This window comes from Phycicoccus avicenniae (genome assembly GCF_050496545.1).
GTDB lineage: Bacteria > Actinomycetota > Actinomycetes > Actinomycetales > Dermatophilaceae > Phycicoccus > Phycicoccus avicenniae_A.
On the sequence record NZ_JBNVZV010000030.1, the window covers coordinates 1 to 25,401 of the forward strand.

Annotated in this window: 25 protein-coding genes; 14 read left to right on the forward strand and 11 right to left on the reverse strand. The window is 74.1% G+C overall.

Translation table 11 applies throughout. From position 1 onward, the window contains the following. Positions 1-58 precede the first annotated feature (58 nt). Entirely contained in the window at positions 59-1,327 is a 1,269-nt protein-coding gene (serS, locus tag ACQZ2A_RS18795) for a serine--tRNA ligase (RefSeq protein WP_430214095.1), read from the reverse strand. Positions 1,328-1,457: 130 nt separating this feature from the next. Here serS and ACQZ2A_RS18800 point away from each other — a divergent pair, with 130 nt between their 5' ends. Then, complete coding sequence (locus ACQZ2A_RS18800; protein WP_430214097.1) at positions 1,458-2,444, forward strand: DUF4328 domain-containing protein; 987 nt, start codon at positions 1,458-1,460, stop codon at positions 2,442-2,444. Between the two features lie 16 nt (positions 2,445-2,460). On the opposite strand, the gene ACQZ2A_RS18805 is transcribed toward ACQZ2A_RS18800, so the two are convergent. After that, positions 2,461-3,096: a LysE family translocator gene (locus ACQZ2A_RS18805; RefSeq protein WP_430214098.1), complete on the reverse strand. Its 636-nt coding sequence runs from the start codon at positions 3,094-3,096 to the stop codon at positions 2,461-2,463. A gap of 202 nt (positions 3,097-3,298) precedes the next feature. On the opposite strand from ACQZ2A_RS18805, the gene ACQZ2A_RS18810 reads away from it, so the two are divergent. The 6 genes from ACQZ2A_RS18810 to ACQZ2A_RS18835 are packed head-to-tail and all read left to right on the forward strand — an operon-like array spanning position 3,299 to position 10,774. Next, positions 3,299-4,843: an ABC transporter substrate-binding protein gene (locus tag ACQZ2A_RS18810; protein ID WP_430214100.1), complete on the forward strand. Its 1,545-nt coding sequence runs from the start codon at positions 3,299-3,301 to the stop codon at positions 4,841-4,843. Position 4,844: 1 nt separating this feature from the next. After that, positions 4,845-5,822, forward strand: a complete 978-nt coding sequence (locus ACQZ2A_RS18815; RefSeq protein WP_430214102.1) for an ABC transporter permease — start codon at positions 4,845-4,847, stop codon at positions 5,820-5,822. Beyond that, positions 5,819-6,730 carry an ABC transporter permease gene (locus ACQZ2A_RS18820; RefSeq protein WP_430214104.1) on the forward strand — a complete coding sequence of 304 codons (912 nt, stop codon included), beginning with the start codon at positions 5,819-5,821 and terminating at the stop codon, positions 6,728-6,730. Before ACQZ2A_RS18815 ends, ACQZ2A_RS18820 begins: the two co-directional genes overlap by 4 nt. After that, complete coding sequence (locus ACQZ2A_RS18825; protein WP_430214106.1) at positions 6,730-7,929, forward strand: anhydro-N-acetylmuramic acid kinase; 1,200 nt, start codon at positions 6,730-6,732, stop codon at positions 7,927-7,929. The genes ACQZ2A_RS18820 and ACQZ2A_RS18825 overlap by 1 nt, the downstream gene beginning before the upstream one ends. Continuing rightward, on the forward strand, positions 7,926-9,107 hold the full coding sequence (locus ACQZ2A_RS18830; RefSeq protein ID WP_430214107.1) for a serine hydrolase domain-containing protein: 1,182 nt from the start codon (positions 7,926-7,928) through the stop codon (positions 9,105-9,107). Before ACQZ2A_RS18825 ends, ACQZ2A_RS18830 begins: the two co-directional genes overlap by 4 nt. Continuing rightward, the gene (locus ACQZ2A_RS18835) at positions 9,104-10,774 is read left to right on the forward strand and encodes a dipeptide ABC transporter ATP-binding protein (RefSeq protein WP_430214109.1); all 1,671 of its coding nucleotides are present in this window, start codon (positions 9,104-9,106) and stop codon (positions 10,772-10,774) included. Before ACQZ2A_RS18830 ends, ACQZ2A_RS18835 begins: the two co-directional genes overlap by 4 nt. A gap of 73 nt (positions 10,775-10,847) precedes the next feature. Here the strand turns inward: ACQZ2A_RS18835 and ACQZ2A_RS18840 are convergent, their stop codons facing one another. Genes ACQZ2A_RS18840 through ACQZ2A_RS18850 form a run of 3 tightly spaced genes read right to left on the reverse strand, consistent with a single transcriptional unit; the run spans position 10,848 to position 13,445 of the window. Continuing rightward, positions 10,848-11,567, reverse strand: coding sequence for a type 1 glutamine amidotransferase (locus tag ACQZ2A_RS18840; protein ID WP_430214111.1), 720 nt, complete (start codon positions 11,565-11,567; stop codon positions 10,848-10,850). Beyond that, positions 11,560-12,903: a cation:proton antiporter gene (locus ACQZ2A_RS18845; protein ID WP_430214113.1), complete on the reverse strand. Its 1,344-nt coding sequence runs from the start codon at positions 12,901-12,903 to the stop codon at positions 11,560-11,562. The genes ACQZ2A_RS18840 and ACQZ2A_RS18845 overlap by 8 nt, the downstream gene beginning before the upstream one ends. Beyond that, a complete protein-coding gene (locus tag ACQZ2A_RS18850) occupies positions 12,900-13,445 on the reverse strand; it encodes a DinB family protein (protein ID WP_430214115.1) in 546 nt (181 codons plus the stop codon). Before ACQZ2A_RS18850 ends, ACQZ2A_RS18845 begins: the two co-directional genes overlap by 4 nt. 56 nt (positions 13,446-13,501) lie before the next feature. Here ACQZ2A_RS18850 and ACQZ2A_RS18855 point away from each other — a divergent pair, with 56 nt between their 5' ends. Then, complete coding sequence (locus ACQZ2A_RS18855) at positions 13,502-14,629, forward strand: diacylglycerol/lipid kinase family protein (RefSeq protein ID WP_430214117.1); 1,128 nt, start codon at positions 13,502-13,504, stop codon at positions 14,627-14,629. Between the two features lie 37 nt (positions 14,630-14,666). Here the strand turns inward: ACQZ2A_RS18855 and zwf are convergent, their stop codons facing one another. After that, the gene (zwf, locus tag ACQZ2A_RS18860) at positions 14,667-16,097 is read right to left on the reverse strand and encodes a glucose-6-phosphate dehydrogenase (protein ID WP_430214119.1); all 1,431 of its coding nucleotides are present in this window, start codon (positions 16,095-16,097) and stop codon (positions 14,667-14,669) included. A gap of 94 nt (positions 16,098-16,191) precedes the next feature. Next, on the reverse strand, positions 16,192-16,593 hold the full coding sequence (locus ACQZ2A_RS18865; protein ID WP_430214121.1) for a hypothetical protein: 402 nt from the start codon (positions 16,591-16,593) through the stop codon (positions 16,192-16,194). 161 nt (positions 16,594-16,754) lie between these two features. Between ACQZ2A_RS18865 and ACQZ2A_RS18870 the strand changes: the two genes are divergently transcribed. From ACQZ2A_RS18870 to ACQZ2A_RS18880, 3 genes are read left to right on the forward strand one after another with little or no spacing between them, the layout of a single operon-like run. After that, a complete protein-coding gene (locus ACQZ2A_RS18870) occupies positions 16,755-17,057 on the forward strand; it encodes a hypothetical protein (RefSeq protein WP_430214123.1) in 303 nt (100 codons plus the stop codon). Between the two features lie 16 nt (positions 17,058-17,073). Then, positions 17,074-17,787 carry a hypothetical protein gene (locus ACQZ2A_RS18875; protein ID WP_430214125.1) on the forward strand — a complete coding sequence of 238 codons (714 nt, stop codon included), beginning with the start codon at positions 17,074-17,076 and terminating at the stop codon, positions 17,785-17,787. After that, positions 17,787-18,149 (forward strand): hypothetical protein, encoded by a 363-nt coding sequence (locus tag ACQZ2A_RS18880; RefSeq protein WP_430214127.1) that lies wholly within the window; start codon positions 17,787-17,789, stop codon positions 18,147-18,149. The genes ACQZ2A_RS18875 and ACQZ2A_RS18880 overlap by 1 nt, the downstream gene beginning before the upstream one ends. 5 nt (positions 18,150-18,154) lie before the next feature. Here the strand turns inward: ACQZ2A_RS18880 and efeB are convergent, their stop codons facing one another. The 4 genes from efeB to ACQZ2A_RS18900 all read right to left on the reverse strand — a co-directional run bounded on the left by efeB (position 18,155) and on the right by ACQZ2A_RS18900 (position 22,966). Then, the gene (gene efeB, locus ACQZ2A_RS18885; protein ID WP_430214129.1) at positions 18,155-19,420 is read right to left on the reverse strand and encodes an iron uptake transporter deferrochelatase/peroxidase subunit; all 1,266 of its coding nucleotides are present in this window, start codon (positions 19,418-19,420) and stop codon (positions 18,155-18,157) included. A 1-nt stretch (position 19,421) separates the two neighbouring features. Beyond that, positions 19,422-20,564 (reverse strand): iron uptake system protein EfeO, encoded by a 1,143-nt coding sequence (efeO, locus tag ACQZ2A_RS18890; RefSeq protein ID WP_430214131.1) that lies wholly within the window; start codon positions 20,562-20,564, stop codon positions 19,422-19,424. A gap of 44 nt (positions 20,565-20,608) precedes the next feature. Next, positions 20,609-21,469, reverse strand: coding sequence for an iron uptake transporter permease EfeU (gene efeU / locus ACQZ2A_RS18895; protein WP_430214133.1), 861 nt, complete (start codon positions 21,467-21,469; stop codon positions 20,609-20,611). Between the two features lie 111 nt (positions 21,470-21,580). Continuing rightward, positions 21,581-22,966: an HAD-IB family hydrolase gene (locus tag ACQZ2A_RS18900; RefSeq protein WP_430214135.1), complete on the reverse strand. Its 1,386-nt coding sequence runs from the start codon at positions 22,964-22,966 to the stop codon at positions 21,581-21,583. Between the two features lie 32 nt (positions 22,967-22,998). Between ACQZ2A_RS18900 and ACQZ2A_RS18905 the strand changes: the two genes are divergently transcribed. Genes ACQZ2A_RS18905 through ACQZ2A_RS18915 form a run of 3 tightly spaced genes read left to right on the forward strand, consistent with a single transcriptional unit; the run spans position 22,999 to position 25,384 of the window. Beyond that, positions 22,999-23,826, forward strand: a complete 828-nt coding sequence (locus tag ACQZ2A_RS18905) for a patatin-like phospholipase family protein (RefSeq protein WP_430214137.1) — start codon at positions 22,999-23,001, stop codon at positions 23,824-23,826. 9 nt (positions 23,827-23,835) lie between these two features. After that, the gene (locus ACQZ2A_RS18910) at positions 23,836-24,888 is read left to right on the forward strand and encodes a 1-acyl-sn-glycerol-3-phosphate acyltransferase (RefSeq protein ID WP_430214139.1); all 1,053 of its coding nucleotides are present in this window, start codon (positions 23,836-23,838) and stop codon (positions 24,886-24,888) included. A 16-nt stretch (positions 24,889-24,904) separates the two neighbouring features. After that, positions 24,905-25,384, forward strand: coding sequence for an META domain-containing protein (locus tag ACQZ2A_RS18915; RefSeq protein ID WP_430214141.1), 480 nt, complete (start codon positions 24,905-24,907; stop codon positions 25,382-25,384). The last annotated feature ends 17 nt before the right edge of the window (positions 25,385-25,401 follow it).

Consider the following 25,401-nt stretch of genomic DNA (forward strand, 5'->3'; position numbering starts at 1 on the left):
CCCCCCCCCCCCCCCCCCCCCCCCCCCCCCCCCCCCCCCCCGCGACAGGGGCGCGAGCTCAGCGGGTGGGCGTCAGGACGTCGAGCCCCACGTAGGGCCGCAGCGCCTCGGGCAGGACCACGGAGCCGTCGGCCTGCTGGTGGTTCTCGAGGATGGCGACGAGCCAGCGGGTCGTGGCCAGCGTGCCGTTGAGGGTGGCGGCGACCTCGTTGCCGTTCTCCCCCTTAAAGCGGGTGTTCAGGCGGCGCGCCTGGAAGGTCGTGCAGTTCGACGTCGAGGACAGCTCGCGGTGGCGGCCCTGGCTGGGGACCCACGCCTCGCAGTCGTACTTGCGGGCGGCGGGGTCGCCGAGGTCGCCGGCGGCGGTGTCGATGACGCGGAAGGGCAGGCCGAGCGAGGTGAGGATGTCCTTCTCCATCGCCAGCAGCCGCTCGTGCTCGGCCTGGGCGTCCTCGGGCCGGCAGTAGACGAACATCTCGATCTTGTTGAACTGGTGGACCCGGATGATGCCCCGGGTGTCCTTGCCGTAGGAGCCGGCCTCGCGGCGGTAGCAGGTGGACTGGCCGGCGTACCGGAGCGGACCCGCGGCGAGGTCGAGCACCTCGTCGGCGTGGTACCCGGCGAGCGCCACCTCGGAGGTGCCGATGAGGTACAGGTCGTCGGCCTCGAGGCGGTACACCTCGTCGGCGTGGTGGTCGATGAACCCGGCCCCGGCCATGACGTTCGGCTTGACGAGCGTGGGGGTGACCATCGGCACCAGGTCGTTCTCGAGCGCCCGGTCCATCCCCATCCGGAGCAGGCCCATCTCGAGGCGGGCGCCGACGCCCTTGAGGAAGTAGAAGCGCGCGCCGGAGACCTTCGCGCCGCGCTCCATGTCGACGGCGTCCAGGCCCTCCATCAGCGCGAGGTGGTCGAGCGGCTCGAAGCCCTCGGCCGCGAAGTCGCGCGGCGTGCCGACCTCCTCGAGCACGACGTAGTCGTCCTCGCCGCCGACCGGCACCTCGGGCTCGACGACGTTGCCGATGGTGCGCATCAGCGTGTCGAGCTCGGCCTGCGCCTCGTCAGCGGTGGCCGAGAGCGACTTCACCTCTGCCGCAAGCTCCTTGGTGCGTGCGAGCAGGGCCTGCTTCTCGTCGCCCTGGGCCTTGGCGACCTCCTTGCCCATCGACTTCTGCTCGGCCCGCAGCCGCTCGAAGGCGGTGAGGGAGGAGCGCCGGCGCTCGTCGGCGGCGAGCACGGCGTCGACGACCCCGTCGTCCTCACCGCGGGCGCGCTGGCTCGCGCGCACCGTGTCGGGGTCCTCCCGGAGCAGCCTGATGTCGATCACCCGGGGAGTGTATCGACGGGCCGAGGGGCCTCTCCTCCGAGTTCCGGCCGGGCCGACGGCTCGACGAGTTGTCCACAGGTTGGCGCGAACCGGCTGCGCGCCGCCCGAGGAGGAGGCCACACTGCTCGCCATGAGTACGGGGGAGAGCACGACGACGGGGGACCGGGCGGCCACGCTGCGTCCGGCCGGCTGGTACACGGACCCGGAGGACGCCACGCGCCTCCGGCGGTGGGACGGGCGGGGGTGGACGGACTCGTGGATGCCCAACCGGGCCGCCACCGGCACCGCGACCCCCGCGATGCCGTCCTTCGGGTCCGGGACGCCGGCGGGCTGGCACACCGACCCTGCCGGGGGGCGCTCCTCGCGCTACTGGGACGGCACGCGGTGGACCGACCGCGTTCGGCCCGGCGTGGTCCACCGCGGCCGCAGCCCGCTCGGTCCCGGCTTCTTCACCCTGGCGGCGTGGCTGCGCGGCCTGCTCGTGCTCGCCGGCGTGGTGAGCGGCCTGACGGGGCTCGGTTCGGTGTGGACCGCCCAGGTGCTGGCCCGCTGGTCGGACGACCTGTCGACGGCCACCCTGGCGGAGGGCGAGCGCATCGACTCCCTCACCCTCGTCGGCGGGCTCGTCGACGGTGGGGCGACGCTGGTCACGGGCGTGGTGTTCATCGTGTGGCTCTTCCGCGCCTACGGCAGCGACCGCGTCGACCCCGCGCGCCTCACCCACGGGCGGGGCTGGACGATCGGCGCCTGGTTCACCCCCGTCATCGGGTTCTGGCGTCCCCGACGCCTCGTCCTCGACCTCTGGGAGGGCGCACGGTCGGGCACCCCTCGCGAGGGCGCCGACCCCCTCGGGCGACGTCTCGATCTCTGGTGGGGCAGCTACCTCGTGATGAACACGCTCGCCTGGGTCTCCACCCGTGTCTGGCTCGACGCCGACCTGGAGGCCGACCCGCAGGCGGGCGTCGACGCCCTGCTCTTCTCGACGGTCCTCGACGTGCTCTCCGCCCTCGCGGCCGTCGTCGCGGCCTGGTTCGCGCTGACCGTCGTCCGGGAGGTCACCGACGCCCTCCGGCGACCGGAGTCCAGCCACCCGGTGCCCGAGGCCGCCACCGCCTGAGCGGTGGAGCGGTTCGTCAGTCCGGGCGGCCGGTGACGATGAGCCCGGCGCCGAGGCCGACCATCATCAGGCCCCCCGTGCCGCCGACCCGCGCCATCCGGCGGGGTGAGGAGGCGAACCAGTCACGGAACCGGGAGGCCGCGAGCGCCACCGACCCGTCCATGACGAGGGCGATGACGGCGAACACGGCGCCGAGCACGAGCAGCTGGGCGGCCACCGGGCGCCCGGGGTCGACGAACTGCGGCAGCAGCGCCATGAAGAAGACGAGCGACTTGGGGTTGGTGACCCCGACGAGGTAGCCGGCCCGCACCGCGTGGGCCGCGGGGGCGACGGGGAGCTCGCCGGCGAGCGAGTCGGCGAGGTCGCCGCGGTGGCGGAAGGACTGCACACCGAGCCACACGAGGTAGCCGGCGCCGACCAGCTTCAGGCCCGTGTACACGGCCGCGCTGGACGCGACGACCGGCCCGAGCCCGACGGCGATGGCGACGATCTGGGTGAGGATGCCGCCCGCGTTGCCGAGCACCGTGAGCAGCGCGGCACGGCGGCCCGCCGAGAGGGCGCGGCCGATGGTGAACAGCACCGACGGCCCGGGGATGGCGACGATGACGACGGAGGCCAGCGCGAAGGCCAGCACGCTCGAGAGGGACGGCACGGCGCCAGTGTCGGGCACGCGCACCCCGTCGCGCAGCCGCATTCCATCCCCCGACCGCCCGTGAACCGCCCCCGACGCCTGCCCGCCATGTGAAAAACTTCCGTCGCGTGGCTCTATGCGGGAACTGGTTGACCTAGCATCGACGGCACGTCCGCCCGCTCGCCCGGGCAGACCTCCCGACCCCGGACCGAGGAGCTCGACGATGACCCCCGCCCGCACCCACCGCCGGGCCCGCGCGGCCGCGGCGCTCGCCCTGACCTCGGCCCTGGCCCTCTCCGCGTGCGGGGGTGGCGGCGCCGGCGGCGGCGCGGCGGCCGGCGCGGGCACCATCGTCGTCGGCATCTCGGCCGACCCCACCCAGATGCTGCCGTGGACGGTCACCTCGAAGCAGGCCATCCAGGTGCTCTCGCAGGTCTACAGCACGCTGCTCGACACCGGGCAGAACTCCGAGCCGGTCGCCGGCCTCGCCGACCTGCCGGAGGTCTCGGACGACGGCCTCACGTACACGTTCACGCTGAAGAAGGGCGTGACCTTCACCGACGGCTCGGCCCTGGACTCGGCCGACGTCAAGCACACCTTCGAGACGATCATGGACCCCGCGAGCAAGGCGACCTCGGCGTCGTACTTCGCGTCGGTGAAGGCCGTCGAGGCCCCGGACCCGCAGACCGTCGTGGTCACGCTGGAGACCCCCGACGCCTCCTTCCCCTCCGGCCTCACCGGCACGAACGCGGCCATCGTCCCCTCCGACGCCGACGCCGCCTCGCTCGAGAAGACGCCGGTCGGCTCGGGCCCCTACGCGTGGGAGAAGCGCACCCCCAACCAGTCGATCACGTTGAAGCGCAACGACTCCTACTTCAAGGGCAAGCCCGGCGCGGCCCACCTCGAGTTCCGGGTCATCCCCGACGAGCAGTCGATGGTCTCGGCCCTGCGCACCGGCTCGGTCGACGTCACCGTCTTCGACAACCCCGTCACCGCCCGGACCGCCGGCACCGGCAAGGTCAAGAGCACCGCCGTCGACTCGCTGAGCTACCACGTGCTCCAGCTGCGCGCCGCCTCCCCGGCGCTGAAGGACGTCAACACCCGCCTGGCCATCCAGTGCGCCGTCTCGCGCCAGGAGGTCATCGACTCCGCGGCCCTCGGCGCCGGCGAGGTCACCGGCCCGATCACCTCGCCCGAGTACCGCTCCGACCCCGCCGCCCAGCCGTGCCCCGAGCAGGACCTCGCGAAGGCCAAGGACTACCTCGCCAAGGCCGGCAAGGCGAACGGCTTCACCCTCGAGCTGATGACCTCGCAGGGCCTGTACTCGACCGCGGTCGACGAGGCGCAGGCCATCCAGGCCCAGCTGAAGAAGATCGGCATCGAGGTGAAGGTGCAGTCCCTCGACTCGGGGCAGTACGTCGACCGCTGGCTCGCCGGCGACTTCGACGCCGCCATCGCCCTCAACGGCGGTAGCGCGGACCCCAACACGATGTACGCGCGCTACTTCACCTCGACCGGCAGCTTCCAGAAGGTCGCCGGCTTCTCGACGCCGGCCCTCGACGGCCTCTTCGCCAAGGGCGTCGCCGAGACCGACCCCGAGGCCCGCAAGCAGGTGTACGGCGAGGTCTCCAAGACGCTCGTCGACGACGCCGCGTGGGTGTGGCTGTTCACCCCGAAGCTCTTCCTCGTCGCCGACACCTCGGTGAAGAACCTGGAGGCCCGCACCGACGCCGGCCTGTCCGAGCTGTGGAAGGCCTCGAACGGCTGACATGGCCGCACTGCGCACCACGCTCACCCACCCGGTCCTGCGCCGGGCCGGGGAGACCGTCCTCACCCTGCTCGGCGTCAGCCTGCTGACCTTCGTCGTCCTGCGCGTCGTCCCGGGGGACCAGATCACGGCGTCGTACGGCATCGCCGCCGGAGAGCTGAGCCCCGAGCAGGTCGCCTCGCTCCGGGCCTACTACGGCATCGACCAGCCGCTGCCGGTGCAGTTCCTCGGCTGGCTCGGCGGCGTCGTGACCGGGAACCTCGGGGTCTCGGCGAGCTCGGGACTGTCGGTGACCGCCCTCACCGCCCAGGCCCTGCCGAACACCCTCGAGCTGGCCGTCCTCGCCATCCTCGTGGGCCTCGTGCTCGGCGTCCCCGGCGGGATGCTCGCCGCCAGCCGTCCGGGGCGGGCGCGCGACGGGCTGACCCAGGCGGGCAGCCTGCTCGCGCTGTCGGTGCCGTCCTTCCTCCTCGCCTCGACCGTCGCGACGCTGCTCGCGAACGTGTTCGGGTGGTACCCGAACGGCGAGGGCTACCGGACCCTCCTCGAGGACCCGCTGCTCAACCTCCAGCAGATGCTCCTGCCGGCGCTCGTGCTCGGCATCAGCATCGCCTCGCCGATCCTCCAGACGACGCGCACGGCCATCCTCGGCGTCCGGGCGGAGGACCACATCCGCACCGCCGAGGCCAAGGGCGTGCCGCCGCGCCGGCTCCAGGTGCGCCACGTGCTGCGCAACGCGCTCATCCCCGTCGTGACGATGACCGGCCTCCAGTTCGGCTTCCTCCTCAGCGGTGCCCTCGTCGCGGAGCAGATCTTCGCCATCCCCGGCATCGGACGGCAGGTGCTGCTCGGCCTGGACCAGAAGGAGTACGCCGTCGTGCAGAGCACGGTGCTCGTGATCGCCGCGATGTTCGTCCTCGTCAACCTGCTGACCGACCTCGCGTACCGGTTCGTCGACCCCCGGGTGCGTGTGCGGTGAGCGCCGACACGGGGATCGAGCCCCCCGGGGCCCCGGCAGAGGGGACCGCCTCCGAGGTCGCCGTCGGCTCCTCCGCCCGTGGACGGGCCTGGCGCGCAGCCTTCTTCACGCCGTCCGGCGTCGTCGGCTCGCTGCTCGTCCTCGGGGTCCTCGTCCTGGCCGCGCTCGCGACGCTCGGGCTCACCCCGTCGGCCACCGACCAGGACGTCAGCCGCTCCCTCCTCGGCCCCAGCGGCACGAGCTGGTTCGGCACCGACCAGTTCGGGCGCGACGTCTACGCGCGCGTCGCCGCGGGGCTGGCGGGGTCGCTGCGCGTGGCGGTCGTCTCGGTCGCGGTGTCCGGGGTCATCGGCGTGGCCCTCGGCGTCGTGGCGGGCTACTACCGCGGGGTCGCCGACCGGCTCGTCGGCATCCTCACCAACGTCCTCTTCGCCTTCCCCTCGTTGCTCCTCGCGCTCGCGCTGGCCGCGACCCTCGAGCGCAGCTGGGTGACGGTGAGCATCGCCATCGCCGTGGTCTACGTGCCGATCTTCGCCCGCGTGGCCCGGGCCCCCGCACTGGCGCTGCGGTCGGCCGAGTACGTCGTCGCGGCGACGGCCATCGGGCGCAGCCGCCTCTCGACGCTCGTCGAGCACGTCGTGCCGAACATGGCCGGCCTGCTCGTCGTGCAGACCACCCTGTCGCTGTCGTGGGCGATCCTCACCGAGGCCTCGCTCTCCTTCCTCGGGTTCGGCACGCCGCCGCCGGCCCCGTCGCTCGGCGGGATGGTCTACGAGGCGCAGACCCTCGCCGTCGTCGCGCCGTGGATGCTCGCCTTCCCCGGCGTCGCGCTCGTGCTGGCCGTCGTCGGTCTCAACCTCGTCGGCGACGCGCTGCGTTCGGTGCTCGACCCGCGGAGGGAGCGCTGATGCGCGCGCTCGGGATGATCTCCGGCACCTCGCACGACGGTATCGACGTCGCGGTGGTCGACCTCGAGGCGGACGGCGAGGTGCTGCGGGCGACGTTGCGGCACACCGCCTCCACGCCGTACGACCCCGCGCTGCGCCGGCGGCTGCGCGAGGCCCTGCCGCCCGCGCCCGTCGGGTTCGACGTCGTCTGCGAGCTGGACACCGCGATCGGGCAGGCCTTCGCGCAGGCCGCGGTGGCGGCGGCCGAGGCCGTCGCGGGCACCGGCCCCCTCGACGTCGTGTGCAGCCACGGGCAGACCGTCTTCCACTGGGTCGAGGGCGCGCACGCGCTCGGCACCCTGCAGCTCGGCCAGCCGGCCTGGCTCGCCGAGGCGGTGCCCGTTCCCGTCGTCTCCGACGTGCGGGCCGCCGACGTCGCCGCCGGGGGGCACGGCGCACCTCTCGTCCCGCTGCTCGACCGGCTGCTGCTCGGGCCGCTCGTCGAGGACGGCGCCCGGGCCGGGGCGCTCAACCTCGGCGGCATCTCGAACCTCTCCGTCTGCGCGCCCGGGGTCGACCCCGTCGCGTGGGACATCGGCCCGGCCGGCGCGCTCGTCGACGCGGTGGTCGTCGCGGCCACCGACGGCACGCAGGGCTACGACGAGGACGGCCTGCTGGCGGCGGAGGGGTCGGTGGACCGCGAGCTGCTCGACCTCCTGCTCGCCGAGCCCTACTACGCGCTGCCCACCCCGAAGAGCACCGGCAAGGAGCTGTTCCACGGCGGGTACGTCGACTCCGCGCTGGCCCGGCTGGGCCGCCGGCCGGTCCTCCCGGACCTCGTCGCCACGCTGACCGAGCTGACCGCCCGCACGGTGGCCGACGCCGTCACGGCCGCCCGCCTCGACGCCCTCGTCGCGGCCGGGGGCGGGGTGCGCAACCCCGTGCTCGTCGCGCGGCTCGAGGAGCTCGCCGGCGTCCGGGTGCGCACGACCGACGAGCTCGGCGTCCCGTCCGGGGAGAAGGAGGCGGTGGCCTTCGCGCTCATCGGCTGGGCGACGCTGCACGGGCTGCCGGGCAACGTGCCGAGCTGCACCGGCGCCGCCGGACCCCGGGTCCTCGGGCGGGTGACGCCACCGACCACCGGTGCGTGGGAACGGCCGGAGCCGTTGTCGCAGTGGCCGACCCGGCTCCACGTCGTCCGCGAGGGGACTCCGGTGTGACCTCGCTCGACACGCTCGTCGACCGGATGCTGGGTCTCGGCCACCCCGGGCGGCATCCCGCGGGTGCGGTGGTCGGGGTCCGCAGCCCGACGGGGTCCGAGGTCGCGGCCGGCGGCTGGGCCCTGCTCCCCGCGGACGGCACGGACGGCGTTCCGATGGGCACCGCCTCCTGGCTCGACTGGGCCTCGGTCACGAAGGCGGCCGCGACGACGGTGCTCGTCCTGCGGCTCGTCGAGACCGGCGCGCTCGACCTCGACGACCCCGTCGCGTGGCACCTGCCGGCCTTCACCCGGGACGGGCGCGACGCCGTGCGGCTCGAGCACCTGCTGACCCACACCGCCGGGCTACCGCCGTGGGCGCCGCTCTACTGCCGGACGACCGACCGGGACGAGGCCCTGGCCCACCTCGTCACTGCCGCACCGAGGTCGGCTCCCGGGACGCAGTGGGTCTACTCGGACCTCGGGATGGTGCTCGCCGGCGCCGTCGTCGAGCAGGTGGCGGGCGCGCGCCTCGACGACGCCTTCCGCTCCCTCGTCGCCGAGCCGATGGGCCTCGGGTTGGGCTTCGGCCCGGCGCCGGAAGGTCTCGCCGCGGCGAGCGCGGACAGTGACGTCGTCGAGTGGACCATGGTCGCGACCGGCCGGCCGTACCCGGTCGACGGCGTCGGCCCCGGCGACTTCGACGGGTGGCGACGCGGTCCCGTGCGCGGCGAGGCGAACGACGGCAACGCCGCCCACGCCCTCGGCGGGGTGGCCGGCCACGCCGGCCTGTTCGGCCCGGTCGAGGACCTGCTGGCGCTCGGCGCGGCCCTCTGCGACAGCACGCTCGTGCGCCCCGACCTGCTCGCGCGCTGCACCCGCCCGACCGCCGCCCACCCCGCGCAGGGCCTGGGCTTCCGGTTCCGTGACGCGCCCGGCCCCGACGGCGGCGCGTCGACCTGGCTGTGGCACGGGGGGTTCACCGGCACCGTCTGGGCCCTCGACCCCCGCACCCGCGCCGTCGTGGCGGGCGGCGCGACGCGCCTGCACGGCACGACCGGCCCGCTGCCCGTCGCCGCCGACGGCCATGCCGGGCCCGGCGACCACCCCGACCCGCTCGAGGGCCTCGCGACCGGCGAGGAGCTGGCCGCCCTCGTCCTCTCCGCCGCATCCCCGTCCCCCGAGGAGCCCGCCCGATGACCGCCTCCCCCACCGCCGAGCCCGTGCTCTCCGTGCGCGGGCTCACCGTGGCCTTCCGCACCGACCAGGGGGAGGTCGAGGCCGTGCGCGGCGTCGACCTCGACGTGGCGGCCGGCGAGACGGTCGCGGTCGTCGGGGCGTCCGGCTCGGGGAAGTCGACGCTCGCGGCCTCGGTCAACCGGCTGCTCGCGGGCAACGGACGGATCACCGGCGGCACCGTCACGCTGCGCGGGCTCGACCTCACCGCCGCGGACGAGCGGACGATGCGCGAGGTGCGCGGCGCCCGGGTCGGCATGGTGCCGCAGGACCCGATGACCAACCTCGACCCGGTGATGCGCGTGGGCGCGCAGATCGTCGAGGCCCTGGAGGTGCACGGGCTCGCCACCGGCCGGGTCGCACGTGAGCAGGCCGTCGCGCTCCTCGAGCGGGCCGGCATCACCGACGCCGACGCCCGCTTCGACCAGTACCCACACGAGTTCTCCGGCGGGATGCGCCAGCGGGTGCTCATCGCGATGGCCCTGGCCTGCCGGCCCGAGGTGCTGATCGCCGACGAGCCGACGTCCGCCCTGGACGTCACGGTGCAGCGGCTCGTCCTCGACCAGATGGCCGAGCTCGCCGCCGACCTCGGGGCGGCCGTCGTCCTCATCACCCACGACCTCGCGCTGGCCGCCGAGCGGGCCGACCGGGTCGTCGTCATGCACGACGGCGAGGTCGTCGAGTCCGGGCCGGCGCGGGCCGTCGTGGAGGACCCGCAGCACGAGTACACGCGCCGCCTGCTGGCCGCGGCCCCCGGCATCGCCGAGCGCAAGATCTCGACGTCCCCCCTCGCGTCGAGTGCGCAGGTGGTCGCTCCGGCGGCCACCTCCGCCCTCGACTCCGGGGAGGCACCGCTGCTGGAGCTCACCGGCGTCACGAAGCACTACCGGCTGCGCGGGCGCGCCGCGCCGCTCGTGGCCGTCGACGAGGTCTCGCTGGCCGTCCCGGCCGGGCGGACCCTCGCCGTGGTCGGCGAGTCGGGCTCCGGGAAGTCGACGACGGCGCGCATCGCCCTGCGGCTCGAGGACCCGGATGCGGGCAGCGTCCGCTTCGCCGGTGAGGACGTGACGCGGTTGCGCGGCAGGGCCCTTCGCGCGTTCCGGCGGTCGATCCAGCCGGTGTTCCAGAACCCGTACGCCTCGCTCGACCCGCGGTACACCGTCGCCGAGGTGGTCGCGGAGCCGCTCGTCGTCCACCGCGTCGGCGACACCGCGCACCGTCGAGAGGCGGTCCGTGGGCTGCTCGAGCGGGTGGCCCTGCCGGCGTCGGTGGCCGGCCGCCGGCCGCACGAGCTGTCCGGTGGCCAGCGGCAGCGGGTGGCCGTCGCCCGCGCGCTGGCCCTCGAGCCGCGGCTGGTCGTCATGGACGAGGCGGTGAGCGCCCTCGACGTGCTCGTCCAGGACCAGGTGCTGGACCTGATGGTCGAGCTGCAGCGCGACCTCGGGCTGTCCTACCTGTTCATCAGCCACGACCTCGCCGTCGTCTCGCTCGTCGCGCACGAGGTGTGCGTCATGCAGGAGGGGCGCATCGTCGAGCGCGGGGAGCCGGACCGCCTGTTCGGCTCGCCGCAGGAGGAGTACACCCGCCGGCTCGTCGAGGCGGTGCCGGGCCAGTCCCTCAGCCGCCGCTGACCCACCGGTCGAACGACGAGGACATGCCGTGTGCCGATGCGGCAGCGCGGCATGTTCTCGTCGTTCGACCGGCTCAGCGGGCGGCGTGGGCCCGGACGACGGCGACGAAGGCGTCGAGCAGGGCGCGCGCCGCGGCCTCGGAATGCGGCTCGGCCGCGTCCGCCGCCTCGCGCAGCGCGGCGAGGTCGAACCCCTCGGCGGCCAGGCGCCCAGCGTCCCAGCGGGCCAGTCGGTCGGCCGACGCCTCGGGGTGGAACTGCAGCCCCCACGCGCGGTTACCGACGCGGAAAGCCTGCGCGGCAACCGTGTCCGACGACGCCAGGTGCACCGCCCCGGGTGGCAGGACGGTGATCTCGTCGCGATGGTGCTCGATGGCCGGGAAGGCATCGGGAAGCGCACCGAGCAGCGGGTCCCCGACCGCCGCGGCCGTGCGCTGGATCGTCACCGAGCCGTGCTCGGGGCGTCCGGAGTCGGCGACGACGGTGCCGCCGGCGACGTGCGCCAGCAGCTGACCACCGAGGCAGATCCCCAGCAGCGGGACCCCGTCCTCGAGGCACGCCTCGGCCAGCCGGCGCTCGCGCGGCAGCCACGGCGCCCGCTCGTCGGCGTCCGGCATGAAGCCACCGCCGAGCAGCAGCACGCCGTCGTGGCCGCCGGGCGTCGCCGGCACGTCGTCGCCCGGGACGACCACCAGCTCCACGCCGGCCTCGTCGAGCCACTCGGCGAAGCGGGCCGGGCCGGAGCCGGGGTCGTTGCGGACGGCGAGCAGCCGCAGCGCGCCATCCTCAGGCACGGGCCTGCTCCGTGCCGCCGTCCCGGGCGGCGCGCCGCTCGTCGTTGCGGTTCCCGCGCCGACGGTCGAGCAGGCGCATCACGGGGGTCGCCAGCACGCCGTGGACGAGGACGGACAGGGCGATGGTGAAGCCCACCGTCGACCAGAGCCAGCGCTCCTCGGTGAAGCCGGCCTGGCCGGTCGCGTAGGCCACGTAGAAGATCGAGCCGACGCCGCGGACGCCGAAGAAGGCCACGGCACCACGCTCCCGCGCGTCGAGCCGCCCGTGCTGGTCGCTGCACCGGTACCCGACGAAGGACAGGTACCCGGCGACCGGCCGGATGACGAGGACGAGCGCCAGCCCGACCAGCACGCCGGCGAGGTCGAGGTGGGCGAGCAGACCGGTCGTGATGGCGAAGCCGAGCCCGAGCAGGACGACGAGGGTCAGCAGCGTCTCGAGCCGGTGGATGACGTCATGCATGTGCCGGTGGTAGTCGCTGTCGCGCTCGAAGGACCGGACGACGAGCGCGCACGTGAAGACGGCGAGGAAGCCGTAGCCGCCGACCACCTCGGAGACCCCGTAGGCCAGGAGGAAGGCGGCGATGGCCAGCAGCGGCTCGCCGGTCTCGGCCAGCCGCAGCGAGCGCGCCGGGGACCGGAAGGCCACCTTGGCCAGTCCCCACCCGACGACCGCCCCGGCGGCGACGCCGATCGCGACCTTGCCGACGACGTCCCAGGCCAGCCAGCCGGGGAACCACTCGCCGATCGTCCCGGCCCCGGCGAGCAGCAGGGCGAGGTAGACGGCCGGGAAGGCGAGGCCGTCGTTGAGCCCGGCCTCGCTCGTCAGGGCGAAGCGGACCTCGTCCTCCTCGTCGATCTCGTCGACGTCGCCCTCGAGGGTCGGGCCGCCGACCTGGACGTCCGAGGCGAGCACGGGGTCCGTGGGGGCCAGGGCCGCCCCGAGCAGCACCGCGGCGGGAAGCGCCACGCCCAGGGCGCCCCAGGCCAGCAGCGCGACCCCGGCGACGGTCAGCGGCATCCCGACGGCCAGCAGCCGCCAGGCCGGCGACCACGAGCGCCACGAGGCCCGGACCCGCCAGCGCAGCGGACGGTCGATGGCCAGGCCGACGCCCATGAGCGCGACGAGGACGGTGACCTCGGTGACGTGCTCGATGACGGGCCGCAGCTCGACGGGGTCGATGGCCACCTCGTCCGAGAACGGCAGGAGGCCGACGAGCATCCCCACCGCCACGAGGACGATGGGGGCCGACAGCGCCCAGCGGTGGAGGACCTGCGGCAGCACGGCGGCCAGCAGGAGCGCCCCGCCCAGGAGGACGTAGACGAGCTCGGGACTCACGGGTGGGCGACTCCGACGTCGTGGAGGTGGTGGAGGAGGTCGTGCAGCCCGTAGGTACCCAGCGTGAGGACGGTGAACCGCGACCCGTCCGAGCGCGTCGCCGTGCGCTCCCACCAGGAGCCCTCGACACCGGCGAAGCGAGCGGCCAGCACCCCCGCGGCCTCGACCACCTCGCGCCCGACGACGTGCGGCTCCTGCTCGCCGTAGCGCTCGGTGACGGCGGTCTCGTCCTGGTCCCAGTTGGCGAAGGTCGGGTCGTGCTCGGTGAGCATCAGGTGCAGCCGCTCGTCGAAGAGGCGGCAGACGTCGCGGACGTGGCACCCGTACTCGAGCGGCGACCACGTGGCGGGGTCCGGGCGCACCGCCGCGTCCGGGCGCGCGAGCACCTCGGGCCACGGGTCCGTGGCCTCGGAGACCAGGCGCGCGACGTCCTGCTCGTGCACGTGCGAGGCGTCGTAGCCGCAGTCCGGGCAGGGACGCTCGAGGACCCACGTCCAGTCCTTGGTGTCCGGTTCCAGGGGGGAGCCACCGGGGTCGACCATGACTGCAGACTACGGCGGCGCACCACCCCCTCCGACGCTGCTGTACCTTCCCCTGTGTGTCAGCCGAGACGTGGACCTGGATCGGCATCGGAGTGGCGGTGCTCTTCGCCCTCGTCGGTGCCTACCTCGTCGTCTCCTCCCGCGAGGAGGGCCGGCACGCCTCGAGCAGCCGCCCGGCCCGCGACAGCTTCCGCCAGGGCGAGGACGCACCCCCGCCCCGCAAGCGGGTCGCCGTGGTCGTCAACCCCACCAAGTTCGACGACCTCGACGCCGTGCGCGCCACCCTGGCCCGGGTCTGCGCCGAGCACGACTGGGCCGACCCGCTCGTGCTCGAGACCACCCCGCACGACGTCGGCTTCGGCCAGACCCGCAGCGCCCTCGAGCAGGGTGTCGACCTCGTCTGCGCCCTCGGCGGGGACGGCACGGTCCGGGCCGTCGCCCAGGAGATGGTCGGCAGCGGCGTCCCGCTCGGCCTGCTGCCCGGCGGCACCGGCAACCTGCTCGCCCGCAACCTCGAGATGCCCGTCGACGACCTCGAGCGCGCGCTCGTCGTGGCCCTCACCGGCCGCAACCGGCACATCGACGCCGGCTGGCTGACCCTCGACCCCGACCACCTCGAGCTCGAGGAGGGCGCCGGCGAGGGCTCCACCGCGGGCGAGCGCCGGCACGCGTTCTTCGTGATGGCCGGGCTCGGGCTCGACGCCGCGATCATGGACTCCACCTCCGAGCAGCTGAAGTCGAGGATCGGCTGGGGCGCCTACGTGCCGGCCGGCCTGCGCAACATGCTCACCGACCGGTTCAAGGTGACCCTGACCACCGATGGCGGCCCGCCGGAGACCAAGCGGGCCCGGATGGTCGTCATCGGCAACTGCGGCAAGATCACCGGCGGCATCGACCTGCTCCCCGACGCCGAGCCCGACGACGGCACCCTCGACGTCATCGTCCTCGCCCCGCGCGGTGTCGCGGCGTGGGCCTCGGTGGCGGCGCGGGTCGTCACCAAGAGCGACCGCACCACCGGCAACCTCTCGCGCTACCGCTGCCAGACGGCGCACGTCGAGGTCGACGAGCCGCAGCGCGTGCAGGTCGACGGCGACATCGTGGGCGAGGCCACCCGCCTGGCCGTCGAGGTGCAGCCGCGGGTGCTCGTCGTGCGCACCGAGAACGGTCGCTCGAACGGCTCCTGAGCCCCGTCCCGGGGACTCCTGAGCCGCCGCGGCCCGCTCAGACCTTGCGCTCGCGCCACTTCCGCTCGAACGGCAGCCGCCAGGTGAACGGCGCGATGAGCTGGTGGATCTGGTTGGGGCCGTAGGTCCCCTGCGCGTACGGGTGCACGACCGGGGGGTTGTCGATGAGCGGCTGGCTGATCTCCCACAGCCGCTCGATGCCCGACGCCGACGTGAAGAGCGTTCGGTCGCCCCGGGCGGCGTCGTAGATGAGCCGCTCGTAGGCCTCCAGCACCGACCCGGCCCAGTCGGTCTCGTGCATCGAGAACTGCATCGAGAGCTTGTCGAGCCGGAACCCCGGGCCGGGCCGCTTCCCGTAGAACGACAACGACATCCGCGACTTGTCGGCGAGGTCGAAGGTCAGGTGGTCGGGCCCCTGGTCCCCGACGCCCGAGCCCTTCGGGAACATCGACTGCGGCGGCTCCTTGAACGCGATCGAGATGATCCGCGCCCCCTCGGCCATCCGCTTGCCGGTGCGCAGGAAGAACGGGACACCTGCCCAGCGCCAGTTGTCGACGTAGCACTTCAGCGCGACGAAGGTCTCGGTCTCGGAGTCCGGCGCCACCCCGGGCTCGTCGCGGTAGCCGGTGTACTGGCCGCGCACGACGTCGCTGGGCTGGATCGGCTGCATCGAGCGGAACACCTTGTTCTTCTCGCGGCTGATGGCGGCCGGCTCGAGGGCCGTCGGCGGCTCCATCGCGGTGAACGCGAGGATCTGGAAGAGGTGCGTGACGACCATGTCGCGGTAGGCGCCGGTGGACTCGTAGAAGTCCGCCCGCTGGCTGAGGCCGAGGGTCTCCGGGACGTCGATCTGGATGTGCGAGATGTTGTTCCGGTGCCAGATCGGCTCGAAGAGGCCGTTGGCGAACCGGAACGCGAGGATGTTCTGCGCCGGCTCCTTGCCGAGGAAGTGGTCGATCCGGAAGATCTGCTCCTCGTCGAACACCTCGTGGAGCTGGGCGTTCAGGGCGACGGCCGTGCCGTGGTCGTGGCCGAAGGGCTTCTCCATCACCACGCGGCTGCGCTCGACGAGCCGCGCGTCGGCGATGGTCTTCACGGCCGCGAGCGCCGCCTTGGGCGGGACCGCGAGGTAGTGCAGCCGCAGCTCGACGTCACCGGGCAGCTGCGCCTCGGCACGGCCGACCGCCTCGTGCAGGGCCTCCGGGCCGGCCGAGAGCGGCACGTAGTCGAGCCGCTGGGCGAACTCCTTCCACTCCTCCTCGGAGGTGTCCCGGGTGCTGTGCTCGCGCACCGCGGTGAGGGCGAAGTCGCGGAAGTCGTCGGCGCTCATCTCGTCGAGGGAGGTGCCGACGACGCGCAGGTCATCGAGGAGGCGCGAGAGGAAGAGGTGCAGCAGGCCCGGGATGAGCTTGCGCTGGGCGAGGTCCCCGGTGGCGCCGAAGAGGATGACGGTCGTGGGCGCGGTCATGGTGACCACCTTGGCGCGCCCGCACGGGCCGCGCCACCCTCCGTGACCGGTGATCTCACCGACGTCGCGCCGCCCGCCGGCGCTCCGGGGCCGGTCAGCCGGCCGGGGTACGGCTCGTCCGCGCGGGACCGCGCAGGAGCACGACGACGACGAGGAGCGGGACGATCGCGAACGCGATCCACGGCAGCTCGCCGCGCACCACCGCGAGCGCGACCACGACGAGACCGAGCACGCCCAGCCCGCGCCACGCGAGCGAGACGAACCGCCGACCCGGGGCCCCCTCCCCGTGCCGCAGCCCGCCGGTGAGGACCGCGACCAGGGCCAGGACGAGGAGCGCGACCGCGAGGACGAGGAAGACGCCCACCAGACGGGTCGCGTCCTCGGCGAGGCCCCCGAGCAGGAAGAGCGACAGCGCCAGGAGGAGCACCCCGCCGACGCCGCCGCCCACCGCGACGCGCGTGGCCCGCTCGCGGCTCATCGGCTCGGTCCCCGGCATCGTCGGCTCCTTCGGTCGCGGTCGCGGCGACCCGTGCCGCCGCGGGAGCGCCCACGCTACCCGCCGGCCGGGAGCACGCGCCGGGCCCGGGCCGGGGAGCGCTCCCCATGGGACGAGGCGCCCGGGGGCCGGTATCGTCCGCCGGGACGAAAGGGGAGGACATGACCTTCGAGGTGCAGCCGCAGGCCCTGCGGCAGTTCGCCGGCAAGCTCGACGGGCTCGAGGCCGATGCAGGCAGCGCGCACACCTATGCATCGCACACGAAGCCCCCGGCATCGGGCTTCTCGGCGATGGTGCGCTTCCTCAACTCGTGCCAGGAGGTCGAGCCGACCGTCAAGGACTTCTTCACCCACCTCAAGACCCTGAGCGGGGGCTGTGGCGACGAGATGGTCAAGACCGCCCGGGAGTACGAACGCCTGGACGAGGCCGCACGCGCCCGGCTCGACGCCGACTACCCGAGCTGACCGAGGAGACCGGACGATGCCCGACCCCACCGCAGCCCTGACCACGCCGGTCGCCACCGAGAAGATCCCGCCGCTCGTGGACACCTTCCTCCACATCGGCGACCTCATCTCGCTCGGCCACTGGGCGATGGTCGCCATCGACATGATGGGTGGCCCGAACATCCCCGAGGAGGTCGGCGAGTGGTTCGCCGGCGACTGGGAGGAGGTCTCGAAGTCGGCGAGCGCGCTGCGCAACCTCGGCGACTTCTGCACCTACGCCTCCGAGAACGTCGGGACCGACCTCGACGCGATGCTCGAGAAGTGGGACGGCAAGGCCTCGGCCGCCGCGAGCACCTACTTCCTCCAGCTCGCCGAGAAGCTCGGTGAGCAGAAGACCGCGTTCTACGACATCGCCGACCAGTACGAGGCCACCGCCTTCGGCGTCAAGGAGCTCGCGAACGCGTGCGGCTCGCTCGTGGAGTCGCTGGCCGACTACGCGATCGCGGCGGGCATCAGCCTGCTGGCCGCGGCCACGAACGGCTGGAACCCGTTCGGATGGGGCGCCGGCGCCGCCGCGGCGTACTCGATCTACAAGGGCACCGAGACGGTCCGCAAGATCATCGAGATCCGCGCCAAGGTGTGGACCGCCTGCGAGGCACTGCTGGGGCTCATCGCCGGCTCGCTCGGCTCGATCCAGGGCTTCGAGTCCGTCGCCCTCCCGACGCCCTACGACAACCCCCAGGTCGCCTGATGTCGGTCGACGCCGGCGGCCCGGGCGAGGAGCGCCCCCCGGTCCTGCCGACCCTGCGGAACGAGCCCCGCCTCGAGGCGCACGTCCGGGAGAGCCTGCGGATCCTGCGCGACTCGACCGACGACCCCGCGCTGCGCCGCCGGCTCGAGGACGTCATCGCGGGGCGCGGCTCGCTGCGCGAGCTCGCCCGCACCCCCGAGTTCACCGCGATGGCGGACGCCCGCATCGACCGCGCGGTCGCCGAGTACGAGGCGATCCCCGCGGAGGAGCGCGACGCCGAGCTGCGCCGCGCCCTCGCGGAGGCGCACACCCCGCCGCCGCCTCCGGAGGTCCCGCCCGAGCGGCGCGGCGGCACCTGGTAGCGCCCTCACGCGAAGAGCTGCGTGCCCCAGTCCTGGCCGTCGCCCAGCCCGGGCGGGCAGGCGAAGAGCGCCGAGCCGGTGTGCTCCACGTACTCGTTGAGCCGGTCGGCCCGGGCCAGGGCCCGCTGCATCGGGACGAACTGCCGGTGGGGGTCGCGGACGAAGGCGATGAAGAAGAGGCCGGCGTCGAGGTGGCCCTGCCCGTCGGACCCGTCGGCGAAGGTGTAGCCACGCCGCAGGATGCGGACGCCGCCGAGGTTCGAGGGGTGGGCCAGCGCCACGTGCGAGTCGACCGGGATGCGCGGCCGCCCGTCGGCGGCCCGCGCGGTGAGGTCGGGCTCGGCGAACTCGTCCGTGAGGCCGAGCGGTGCCCCGACCTTCTTGTCGCGCCCGATGGTGTCCTGCTGGTCCTGCAGGGTGCTGCGGTCCCAGACCTCGATGTGCATCCGGATGCGCCGCGCCACGAGGTACGAGCCGCCCGCCAGCCAGGCGGCTCCCCCGGTCGCCTCGGCGGGAGCGACCCACACGTGCTCGTCGAGCGCGGCGGGGTCCTCGGCCTTGATGTTCGCCGTGCCGTCCTTGAAGCCGAAGAGGTTGCGGGGGGTGGCCTGGGAGGTCGAGGTCGAGGCCGTCCGGCCGAACCCCAGCTGGCTCCAGCGCACGGCCACGACACCGAACCCCATCCGCACGAGGTTGCGCACGGCGTGCACCGCGACCTGCGGGTCGTCGGCGCAGGCCTGGATGCAGAGGTCGCCGCCGGAGCGGGCCGGGTCGAGGTCGTCGCCCGCGAAGGCCGGCAGCTCGCGCAGCGCCTCGGGGCGCCGGTCGGCGAGGCCGAACCGGCCGTCGAAGAGCGAGGGCCCGTACCCGATGGTCACCGTGAGGTTCGCGGCGGCGAGGTCGAGCGCCTCCCCCGTGTCCTGCGGCACACCGTACGGCCCGCCGCCGACGACGCCCCCCGGTGCGGCCTCGGCGCCGGCGGTCATCCGCTCGGCCGCCCGGGTCCAGGTGGTCAGCAGGTCGCGCAGCTCCTGCGGGTCCTCGGTGACGACATCGAGGGCGACGAAGTGCAGGCGGTCCTGGGCCGAGGTCGTGATGCCGGCCTGGCGCGCCCCGCGGAAGGGGACGACGCCGTCGGCGGGCGCCCCGGCCGCCCGCGCCCCACCCGTCGCCGCTGCCGGGCGCGAGGCCCAGGTGAGGCCGGCCGCGGCCCCGGCGACGGCCGTGCCCGCCCCGGCGGCGAGCACGGCCCGACGGCTGGAGGCGTCCACGTCAGCCCTTCGCGACCACGCCGGAGACCGTGGCGACCGGCTCGGCGAAGGCGTCGAGGGCCTCGGTGAGCTTCTTGACGTCGGTGGGCGTCAGCTCCGGGTAGAGGACGAACCCGTCGCCGTCGCGGTGGGACTCCAGCAGGTCACCGAGGGCCTTCCCGCGGGTGTCGATGGTCGCCACCAGCTGCGGGTCGGCCTTCTGGAGGAACGGGCGCAGGGCCTGGATGGCGGCCCTGCTGCCCTCGAAGTTGGCCTCGAAGTCCCAGAGGTCGGTGTGGCTGTAGCGCTCCTCCTCACCGGTGATCTTGCCGGTGGCGATCTCGTCGAGGAGCGCCTTGGAGCCGTTGGCCAGCTGGAGCGGGTTCAGGTCGACGGCCTTGGCCTTGGCGACGAGCTCGGTGACGTCGGCGAGCAGCCGGTCGGCCATCGCGGAGGAGTCGGGCTGCAGGCCGCTCTCCCAGAGGTCCTTCTCGAGGCGGTGGTAGCCGGTGAACTCCATCCCCTCCTCGATGACGTCCTCGCGGCCGTCGATCTTCGGGTCGAGGTCCCCGAAGGACTCGGCGACCGGCTCGATGCGCTCCCAGTACGAGCGGGCCGTCGGGTAGAGGGCCTTGGCCTCCTCGACCTTGCCGGCCTTGACCGCCGCGACGAACTTCGTGGTCTCCGCGAGGAAGGCGTCGGACTGGCTGGCCACCCAACGCTGGTAGTCGGTGGTGGCGGCGGTGAGGTTCTCGTCGTCGCTCTTCGCGGCGGCCGAGGCGCCGGTGACCGTGAAGTCGGCCCGGATGCCGTCGCCGACCATGCCGGGCTTGCACGCGGTCTGGTAGGTCCCGGGCTCGGCGAGCTCGACGTGGAAGGTGCGGGACAGGCCGGGGCCGATGTTCTCGACCTCGCCGACGATCCGGTCGCCCTCGGCGTAGACGTAGAACTCGTTGACCTTGGTGCCCGAGTTGCTCACGGCGAACTCGACCGTGCCGGCCGGTGCCTCGACGCGCGAGACCTCGCACGCGGTGTCGGAGGCCGTGACGGTGATCGGGCCCGTGCCGTCCGCCGAGCCCTCGGACCCGTCGGCGGCACCGGAACAGGCGGCCAGGCCGAGGGTGAGGGGCAGGACGAGGAGGGCCGCGCGGGCGCGCTGGGACATCGGTGGGTGCTCCTGGGGCTGCGTGGGGTCGGGGGTGGTGCGGGTCAGGCGGCCGCGGTCTCGCGGGGCGTGGCGTCCGGGCGCTGCGGCGAGGTGCTCCGGCCGCGCGCCGGGCGGAGGAAGAAGAACAGGACCGTGCCGACGTAGACGGTCCAGGCGACGGCCTGGAGCACCGTGGTCTGCGGCGTGAAGTTGAGGACGCCCTTGAGCAGCGCCGCGTACCAGGTGCTGGGGTCGACGACGCCCGAGACGTCGAAGGCCAGGGCGTTCAGGCCCGGCAGGAAGCCGGCCTCCTGGAGGTCGTGGACGCCGTAGGCGAGGATGCCGCCGGCCACGACGACGAGCGCGATCCCGGTGTACCGGAAGAACGTCCCGAGGTTGATCGTCAGCGCGCCCCGGTACATCAGGTAGCCCAGGAGGATCGCACCCGCGAAGCCGAGGACCCAGCCGAGCAGCGGCACGGTGTTGCCGGACCCGGCGGCCTGCGCGGTGGCGTAGAAGAAGATCGCCGTCTCCAGGCCCTCGCGACCGACCCCGAGGAAGCCGACGAGCGCGACGGCCAGCGGCCCGAGGTCGAGGGCGCGGTCGAGCCGGCCCTTGAGCTCGCCGGAGATGGTGCGGGCGGCCGACCTCATCCAGAACACCATGGCGGTGACGAAGCCGACGGCGACGATGCTGGCGGTGCCCCCGACCATCTCCTGGGCCTCGAAGGAGAGCTGGCGGGTGCCGTAGGTGAGCACGGCCCCGAGCGCCACCGAGAGGACGACGGCGGTGCCGACCCCGAGCCAGACGTAGCGGATGCCCCACGTGCGGTTCGTCTTCGTGAGGAAGGCCAGGAGGATGACGACGACGAGCGCGGCCTCGAGCCCCTCCCGCAGCCCGATGAGGGCGTTGCTCGCGAACATCGGGACCTCCGGGTCGAGTTAGGTGTGCCTTACCGGAGTGAGGTAACCCTAAGTCGACCCTCGCGGTCAAATGCCGTTCCGCAGGGCGGTCCGCGCGGGCTCAGGCCGCTCTCAGCGCCCGCGCCCGCCGGGGGTGGCCAGCCGGATCTCCTCCTCGGTGGGGGTCCGGGCCTCACGGGCCTCGGGCGGCAGGCAGTCGACGATGGCCTCCATGATGCGCCGGGTGTCGGCGGCGGCCGAGCGGCCGACGATCTCCACCGGGGGTCCGACCCGCACGCGCACGGTGGGCGGGTCGGTGAGCGAGAGCATCCGGGGCAGCGTCGAGCTGCGCGGCCAGACCTTCTCGCTCCCCCACACGCCGAAGGGGATGACCGGGGCTCCGGTGGCGGCCGCGAGCCGTGCGGCTCCGGTGCGGCCCTTGAGGACCGGGTCGTAGAACTTCTCCCCGCGGGGGATGGTGCCCTGCGGCAGGAGGCAGACCAGCTCGCCGCCGGCGAGGGCCACCGACGCGGTCTCGAAGGACTCCTGGCCGCCCTTGGCGCGGTCGACGGGGATGCCCCCGAGGGCGGACGCCAGGGCCCCCACGACCGGCACGTCGAAGAGCTCCTTCTTCGCGAGGATCCGGCCGGTGCGCCCGGTGCGGCGCATCATCTGGATCATCGCCGGGATGTCGAAGTAGCTGCGGTGGTTGCCGACGAGGATGGCCGGCCCGGTGCGCGGGATGTTCTCGGTCCCGGCGACGTCGAAGCGCGCGTACGGCGTGACGAGCGGCGGGTTGGCGAGGAAGAACAGCCGCTGGAGCTCGACCCCGAGGACGGGGACCTTGACCACTCCCGGCGAGACGTCGAAGTGCACGATGGGCCACCCCCGGGCGAGCGCGTAGACGGTGAGCCGCGGGTCGGGGTTGACCGCGGCGGGGCTGCCGACCGCCGACAGCAGCGGCAGGTCGTAGATCGAGTCCGAGTAGGCGAAGGACTCGGCGAGGTCGATGCCCTCGCGCTCGGCCCACTCGCGCACGGCGGCGAGCTTGCCGCGCGACCACACGAAGCGGCCGTCGAGGGCGCCGCTGAAGGTGCCGTCGTCGCGGAGCGCGTAGCGGGTGGCGACGACGTGGTCGACGCCCAGGCGCTCGGCGAGCGGGCGGATGAGGTGGTCCGGGGTGGTGGTGGCGAGCACGACGGGCCGGCCGGCAGCCCGGTGCTCCTCGATGAGGGTGAGCGCGAAGGGGTGGATGACCTCGGCGATGGTCTCGGCGGCGCTGCGGGCGGCGGCGTCGAAGGTGTCGCCGGCCCGGCCCTTGGCGACGATGGTGGCCTGGCGGGCCAGCGCGATGCTCGGCAGGGTCTCCCCGACGACGTCGAAGGCCTTGTACAGCAACCCTTCTCCGGGCAGCTTCCGCGAGACGACGCCGAGGTCGTACATCGCGCGCGAGAGCAGGGGCCCCGTGCCGCCCTGGAGGAGGGTGCGGTCGAGGTCGAAGATCGCCGCGCCGGACATGCCCGCAGGCTACCGGGCGGCATCATGGGGCCATGACGGACCGCGAGGAGCTCACCGCGTTCGTCCTCGGGGGTGGCGGGGTGCTCGGCGCGACGCAGGTGGGGATGGTCCGCGCGCTCGCCGAGGCCGGCATCGTGCCGGACGTCGTGCTGGGGACGAGCATCGGCGCGCTCAACGGGGCGTTCATGGCGGCCGACCCGACGCCGGCGGGGGCGGCCCGGCTGGCGGACGTGTGGGACGCCGTCGTGCGCGAGGGGGTGTTCGTCGAGAACCCCGTGAAGCAGGCGGCCCGAGCGGTGCGGGCGCGCACACACCTGCTCTCGAACGCCCCGCTGCGGCACGTCGTCGACGAGTACCTGCCGGTGTCGACGTTCGAGGAGCTGGCGGTGCCGTTCCAGTGCGTCGCGGCGTGCATCGAGGACGCGAGCTCGGTGTGGTTCTCCTCGGGAGGGCTCGTCCGGCCCGTGGTCGCGTCGTGCTCGGTGCCGGGGCTCTTCCCGCCGGTGGAGATCGACGGGCGGCACCTGCTGGACGGCGGTCTCGTGCACTCGATCCCGGTCGGTCGGGCCGTTCAACTCGGGGCGACGCGCGTGTTCGTCCTCCAGGTCGGGCGGGTCGAGCAGCCGCTCACGCCGCCGCGCTACCCGTGGGAGGTGGCAACGGTGGCCTTCGAGATCGCCCGTCGGCACCGGTTCGTGCACGAGATGGCCACCCTCCCGGACGACGTCGAGACGCACGTGCTGCCGAGCGGTGCGGCGTCCTCGCCGAACGTCGCGATCCGGCAGGCGCGGGGGTCGCGGATGCGCGAGCGCGCCGAGCAGGCCCACGAGGCCTCGGCGGCCTACCTCGCGGCGCTCTAGGCTCCGGTCATGGGCGCGCGCAGCATCCCTCCTCCCCCGCCGGCGGTGCGTCACGCGCTGGCGCCGGTCTGGCCGCTCGTCGCGGTGCTCGTCACCGGGCTGATGGTGCCGGTCGTGGTGGTGGGCGCCCTGCACTCGCTGGTCGACCGGCGGGCCCGCCTCTTCCGGTGCGCGTGCCTCGCGGTGCTGCTGCTGTGGGTCGACATCCGGATGCTCGTGCGCTGCTGGACCCTCGGCGCCGGGAACCGCGACACCGCCTCGCCGGAGTGGCGCGAGGCCCACGAGGCGCTGCTCTCGGACGCCCTCGACTCGCTGATGTACTACACGCGGCGCTGGCTCGGGCTGGAGGTGCGGCTCACCGACCGGATGCACTTCGGCACCGAGGACCACGCGCTGCTGGCGTTCGCGCGGCACGCGGGCCCGTTCGACTCGCTCGCCGTCGCCTGGCTGCTGGCCCGCACGGCCGGGCGGCTGCCGCGCATCGTCCTCGCCGAGGCGCTGCGCTGGGACCCGGGCGTCGACACGATCCTCACCCGGCTGGACTCGTTCTTCGTGCCCTCGGCCGGGGAGGACCGGCTGGCCGGCGTCCGCGGGATGGCCTCGACCCTCGAGCCGCGCGACGTCCTGCTGATCTTCCCCGAGGGGCAGAACTGGACGCCGACCCGGCGGGCGCGGCTCATCGAGAAGCTGCGTCGCGGAGGTGACCAGCGGCGGGCCGAGCGCGCCGAGCGCCTGGTCAACGTCCTGCCCCCGAAGACCCGGGGCGCGTGGGCGGCCCGCGAGGCCCGTCCGGACGCCGACATCATGGTCGTCGCGCACGCGGGGTTCGGCCAGCTCTCGACGCTGCGCTCGATCTGGGCGGCGATCCCGTTCCGCGACAGGCCGTTCCTCGTGCGGACCTGGACGTGGAGGTCGGCCGACGTGCCGGACGACGCGGAGGGCTTCGCCGCGTGGCTCGATGCGCGCTGGGACGAGGTGGACGCGTGGGTCACCGAGCACACGGTCGAGGACGGCCTGCCCGAGCGGCACCCGCCGGGTGACCCCGGAACCCTCGCCGTCTGACCGGCGTCGCAGCGGCATGAGTCGCCCCCGCCCCGCGGTGCTCGTGGCCGCCGCCGTCGTGATCGTGCTGGCCCTCGCCGGTGGGGCGGTGCTCGTGCAGCGGCGGCTGGAGGCCACGGGCAGCGCCAACGGGTCGGCGCCGGTGCGGGACGTCGACGAGCTGGCCGGGCGGTGGACGCCCGTGAACGTCGTCCGGTCGCCCGACCCGTTCGACGGGCTGGAGCTCGAGGTGGACGGCGACCGGCTGCTCGTCCGCACGGGGTGCAACAGCGGTGGTGGGGAGGTGGCGGTCGAGGACTCGCGGCTCGTGCTGCGGGGTGACGGCCTGGCCCTGACGGAGATGGCGTGCGTGGACCCGAGCCGGTCGGCCGCGGAGCAGCGGGCGGTCGAGATGCTCACGAGCCGGCCGAGGATGGAGCGCTCCGGGCCGTACCTCTTCCTCCACTGGGGCGAGGGCGAGCGGTACTGGCTCGGGCTGGAGCGCGTCGGCGGCTGAGCCCGGGCGCGTCGTGC

Excerpts from the sequence above, each read along its gene's own strand:
- ACQZ2A_RS18800 (WP_430214097.1), top strand. The coding sequence starts at position 1,458 with ATGAGTACGGGGGAGAGCACGACGACGGGGGACCGGGCGGCCACGCTG.
- ACQZ2A_RS18810 (WP_430214100.1), top strand. The coding sequence starts at position 3,299 with ATGACCCCCGCCCGCACCCACCGCCGGGCCCGCGCGGCCGCGGCGCTC.
- ACQZ2A_RS18815 (WP_430214102.1), top strand. The coding sequence starts at position 4,845 with ATGGCCGCACTGCGCACCACGCTCACCCACCCGGTCCTGCGCCGGGCC.
- ACQZ2A_RS18825 (WP_430214106.1), top strand. The coding sequence starts at position 6,730 with ATGCGCGCGCTCGGGATGATCTCCGGCACCTCGCACGACGGTATCGAC.
- ACQZ2A_RS18835 (WP_430214109.1), top strand. The coding sequence starts at position 9,104 with ATGACCGCCTCCCCCACCGCCGAGCCCGTGCTCTCCGTGCGCGGGCTC.
- ACQZ2A_RS18850 (WP_430214115.1), bottom strand. The coding sequence starts at position 13,445 with ATGGTCGACCCCGGTGGCTCCCCCCTGGAACCGGACACCAAGGACTGG.
- zwf (WP_430214119.1), bottom strand. The coding sequence starts at position 16,097 with ATGACCGCGCCCACGACCGTCATCCTCTTCGGCGCCACCGGGGACCTC.
- ACQZ2A_RS18865 (WP_430214121.1), bottom strand. The coding sequence starts at position 16,593 with ATGCCGGGGACCGAGCCGATGAGCCGCGAGCGGGCCACGCGCGTCGCG.
- ACQZ2A_RS18870 (WP_430214123.1), top strand. The coding sequence starts at position 16,755 with ATGACCTTCGAGGTGCAGCCGCAGGCCCTGCGGCAGTTCGCCGGCAAG.
- ACQZ2A_RS18875 (WP_430214125.1), top strand. The coding sequence starts at position 17,074 with ATGCCCGACCCCACCGCAGCCCTGACCACGCCGGTCGCCACCGAGAAG.
- ACQZ2A_RS18880 (WP_430214127.1), top strand. The coding sequence starts at position 17,787 with ATGTCGGTCGACGCCGGCGGCCCGGGCGAGGAGCGCCCCCCGGTCCTG.
- efeO (WP_430214131.1), bottom strand. The coding sequence starts at position 20,564 with ATGTCCCAGCGCGCCCGCGCGGCCCTCCTCGTCCTGCCCCTCACCCTC.
- efeU (WP_430214133.1), bottom strand. The coding sequence starts at position 21,469 with ATGTTCGCGAGCAACGCCCTCATCGGGCTGCGGGAGGGGCTCGAGGCC.
- ACQZ2A_RS18900 (WP_430214135.1), bottom strand. The coding sequence starts at position 22,966 with ATGTCCGGCGCGGCGATCTTCGACCTCGACCGCACCCTCCTCCAGGGC.
- ACQZ2A_RS18905 (WP_430214137.1), top strand. The coding sequence starts at position 22,999 with ATGACGGACCGCGAGGAGCTCACCGCGTTCGTCCTCGGGGGTGGCGGG.
- ACQZ2A_RS18910 (WP_430214139.1), top strand. The coding sequence starts at position 23,836 with ATGGGCGCGCGCAGCATCCCTCCTCCCCCGCCGGCGGTGCGTCACGCG.
- ACQZ2A_RS18915 (WP_430214141.1), top strand. The coding sequence starts at position 24,905 with ATGAGTCGCCCCCGCCCCGCGGTGCTCGTGGCCGCCGCCGTCGTGATC.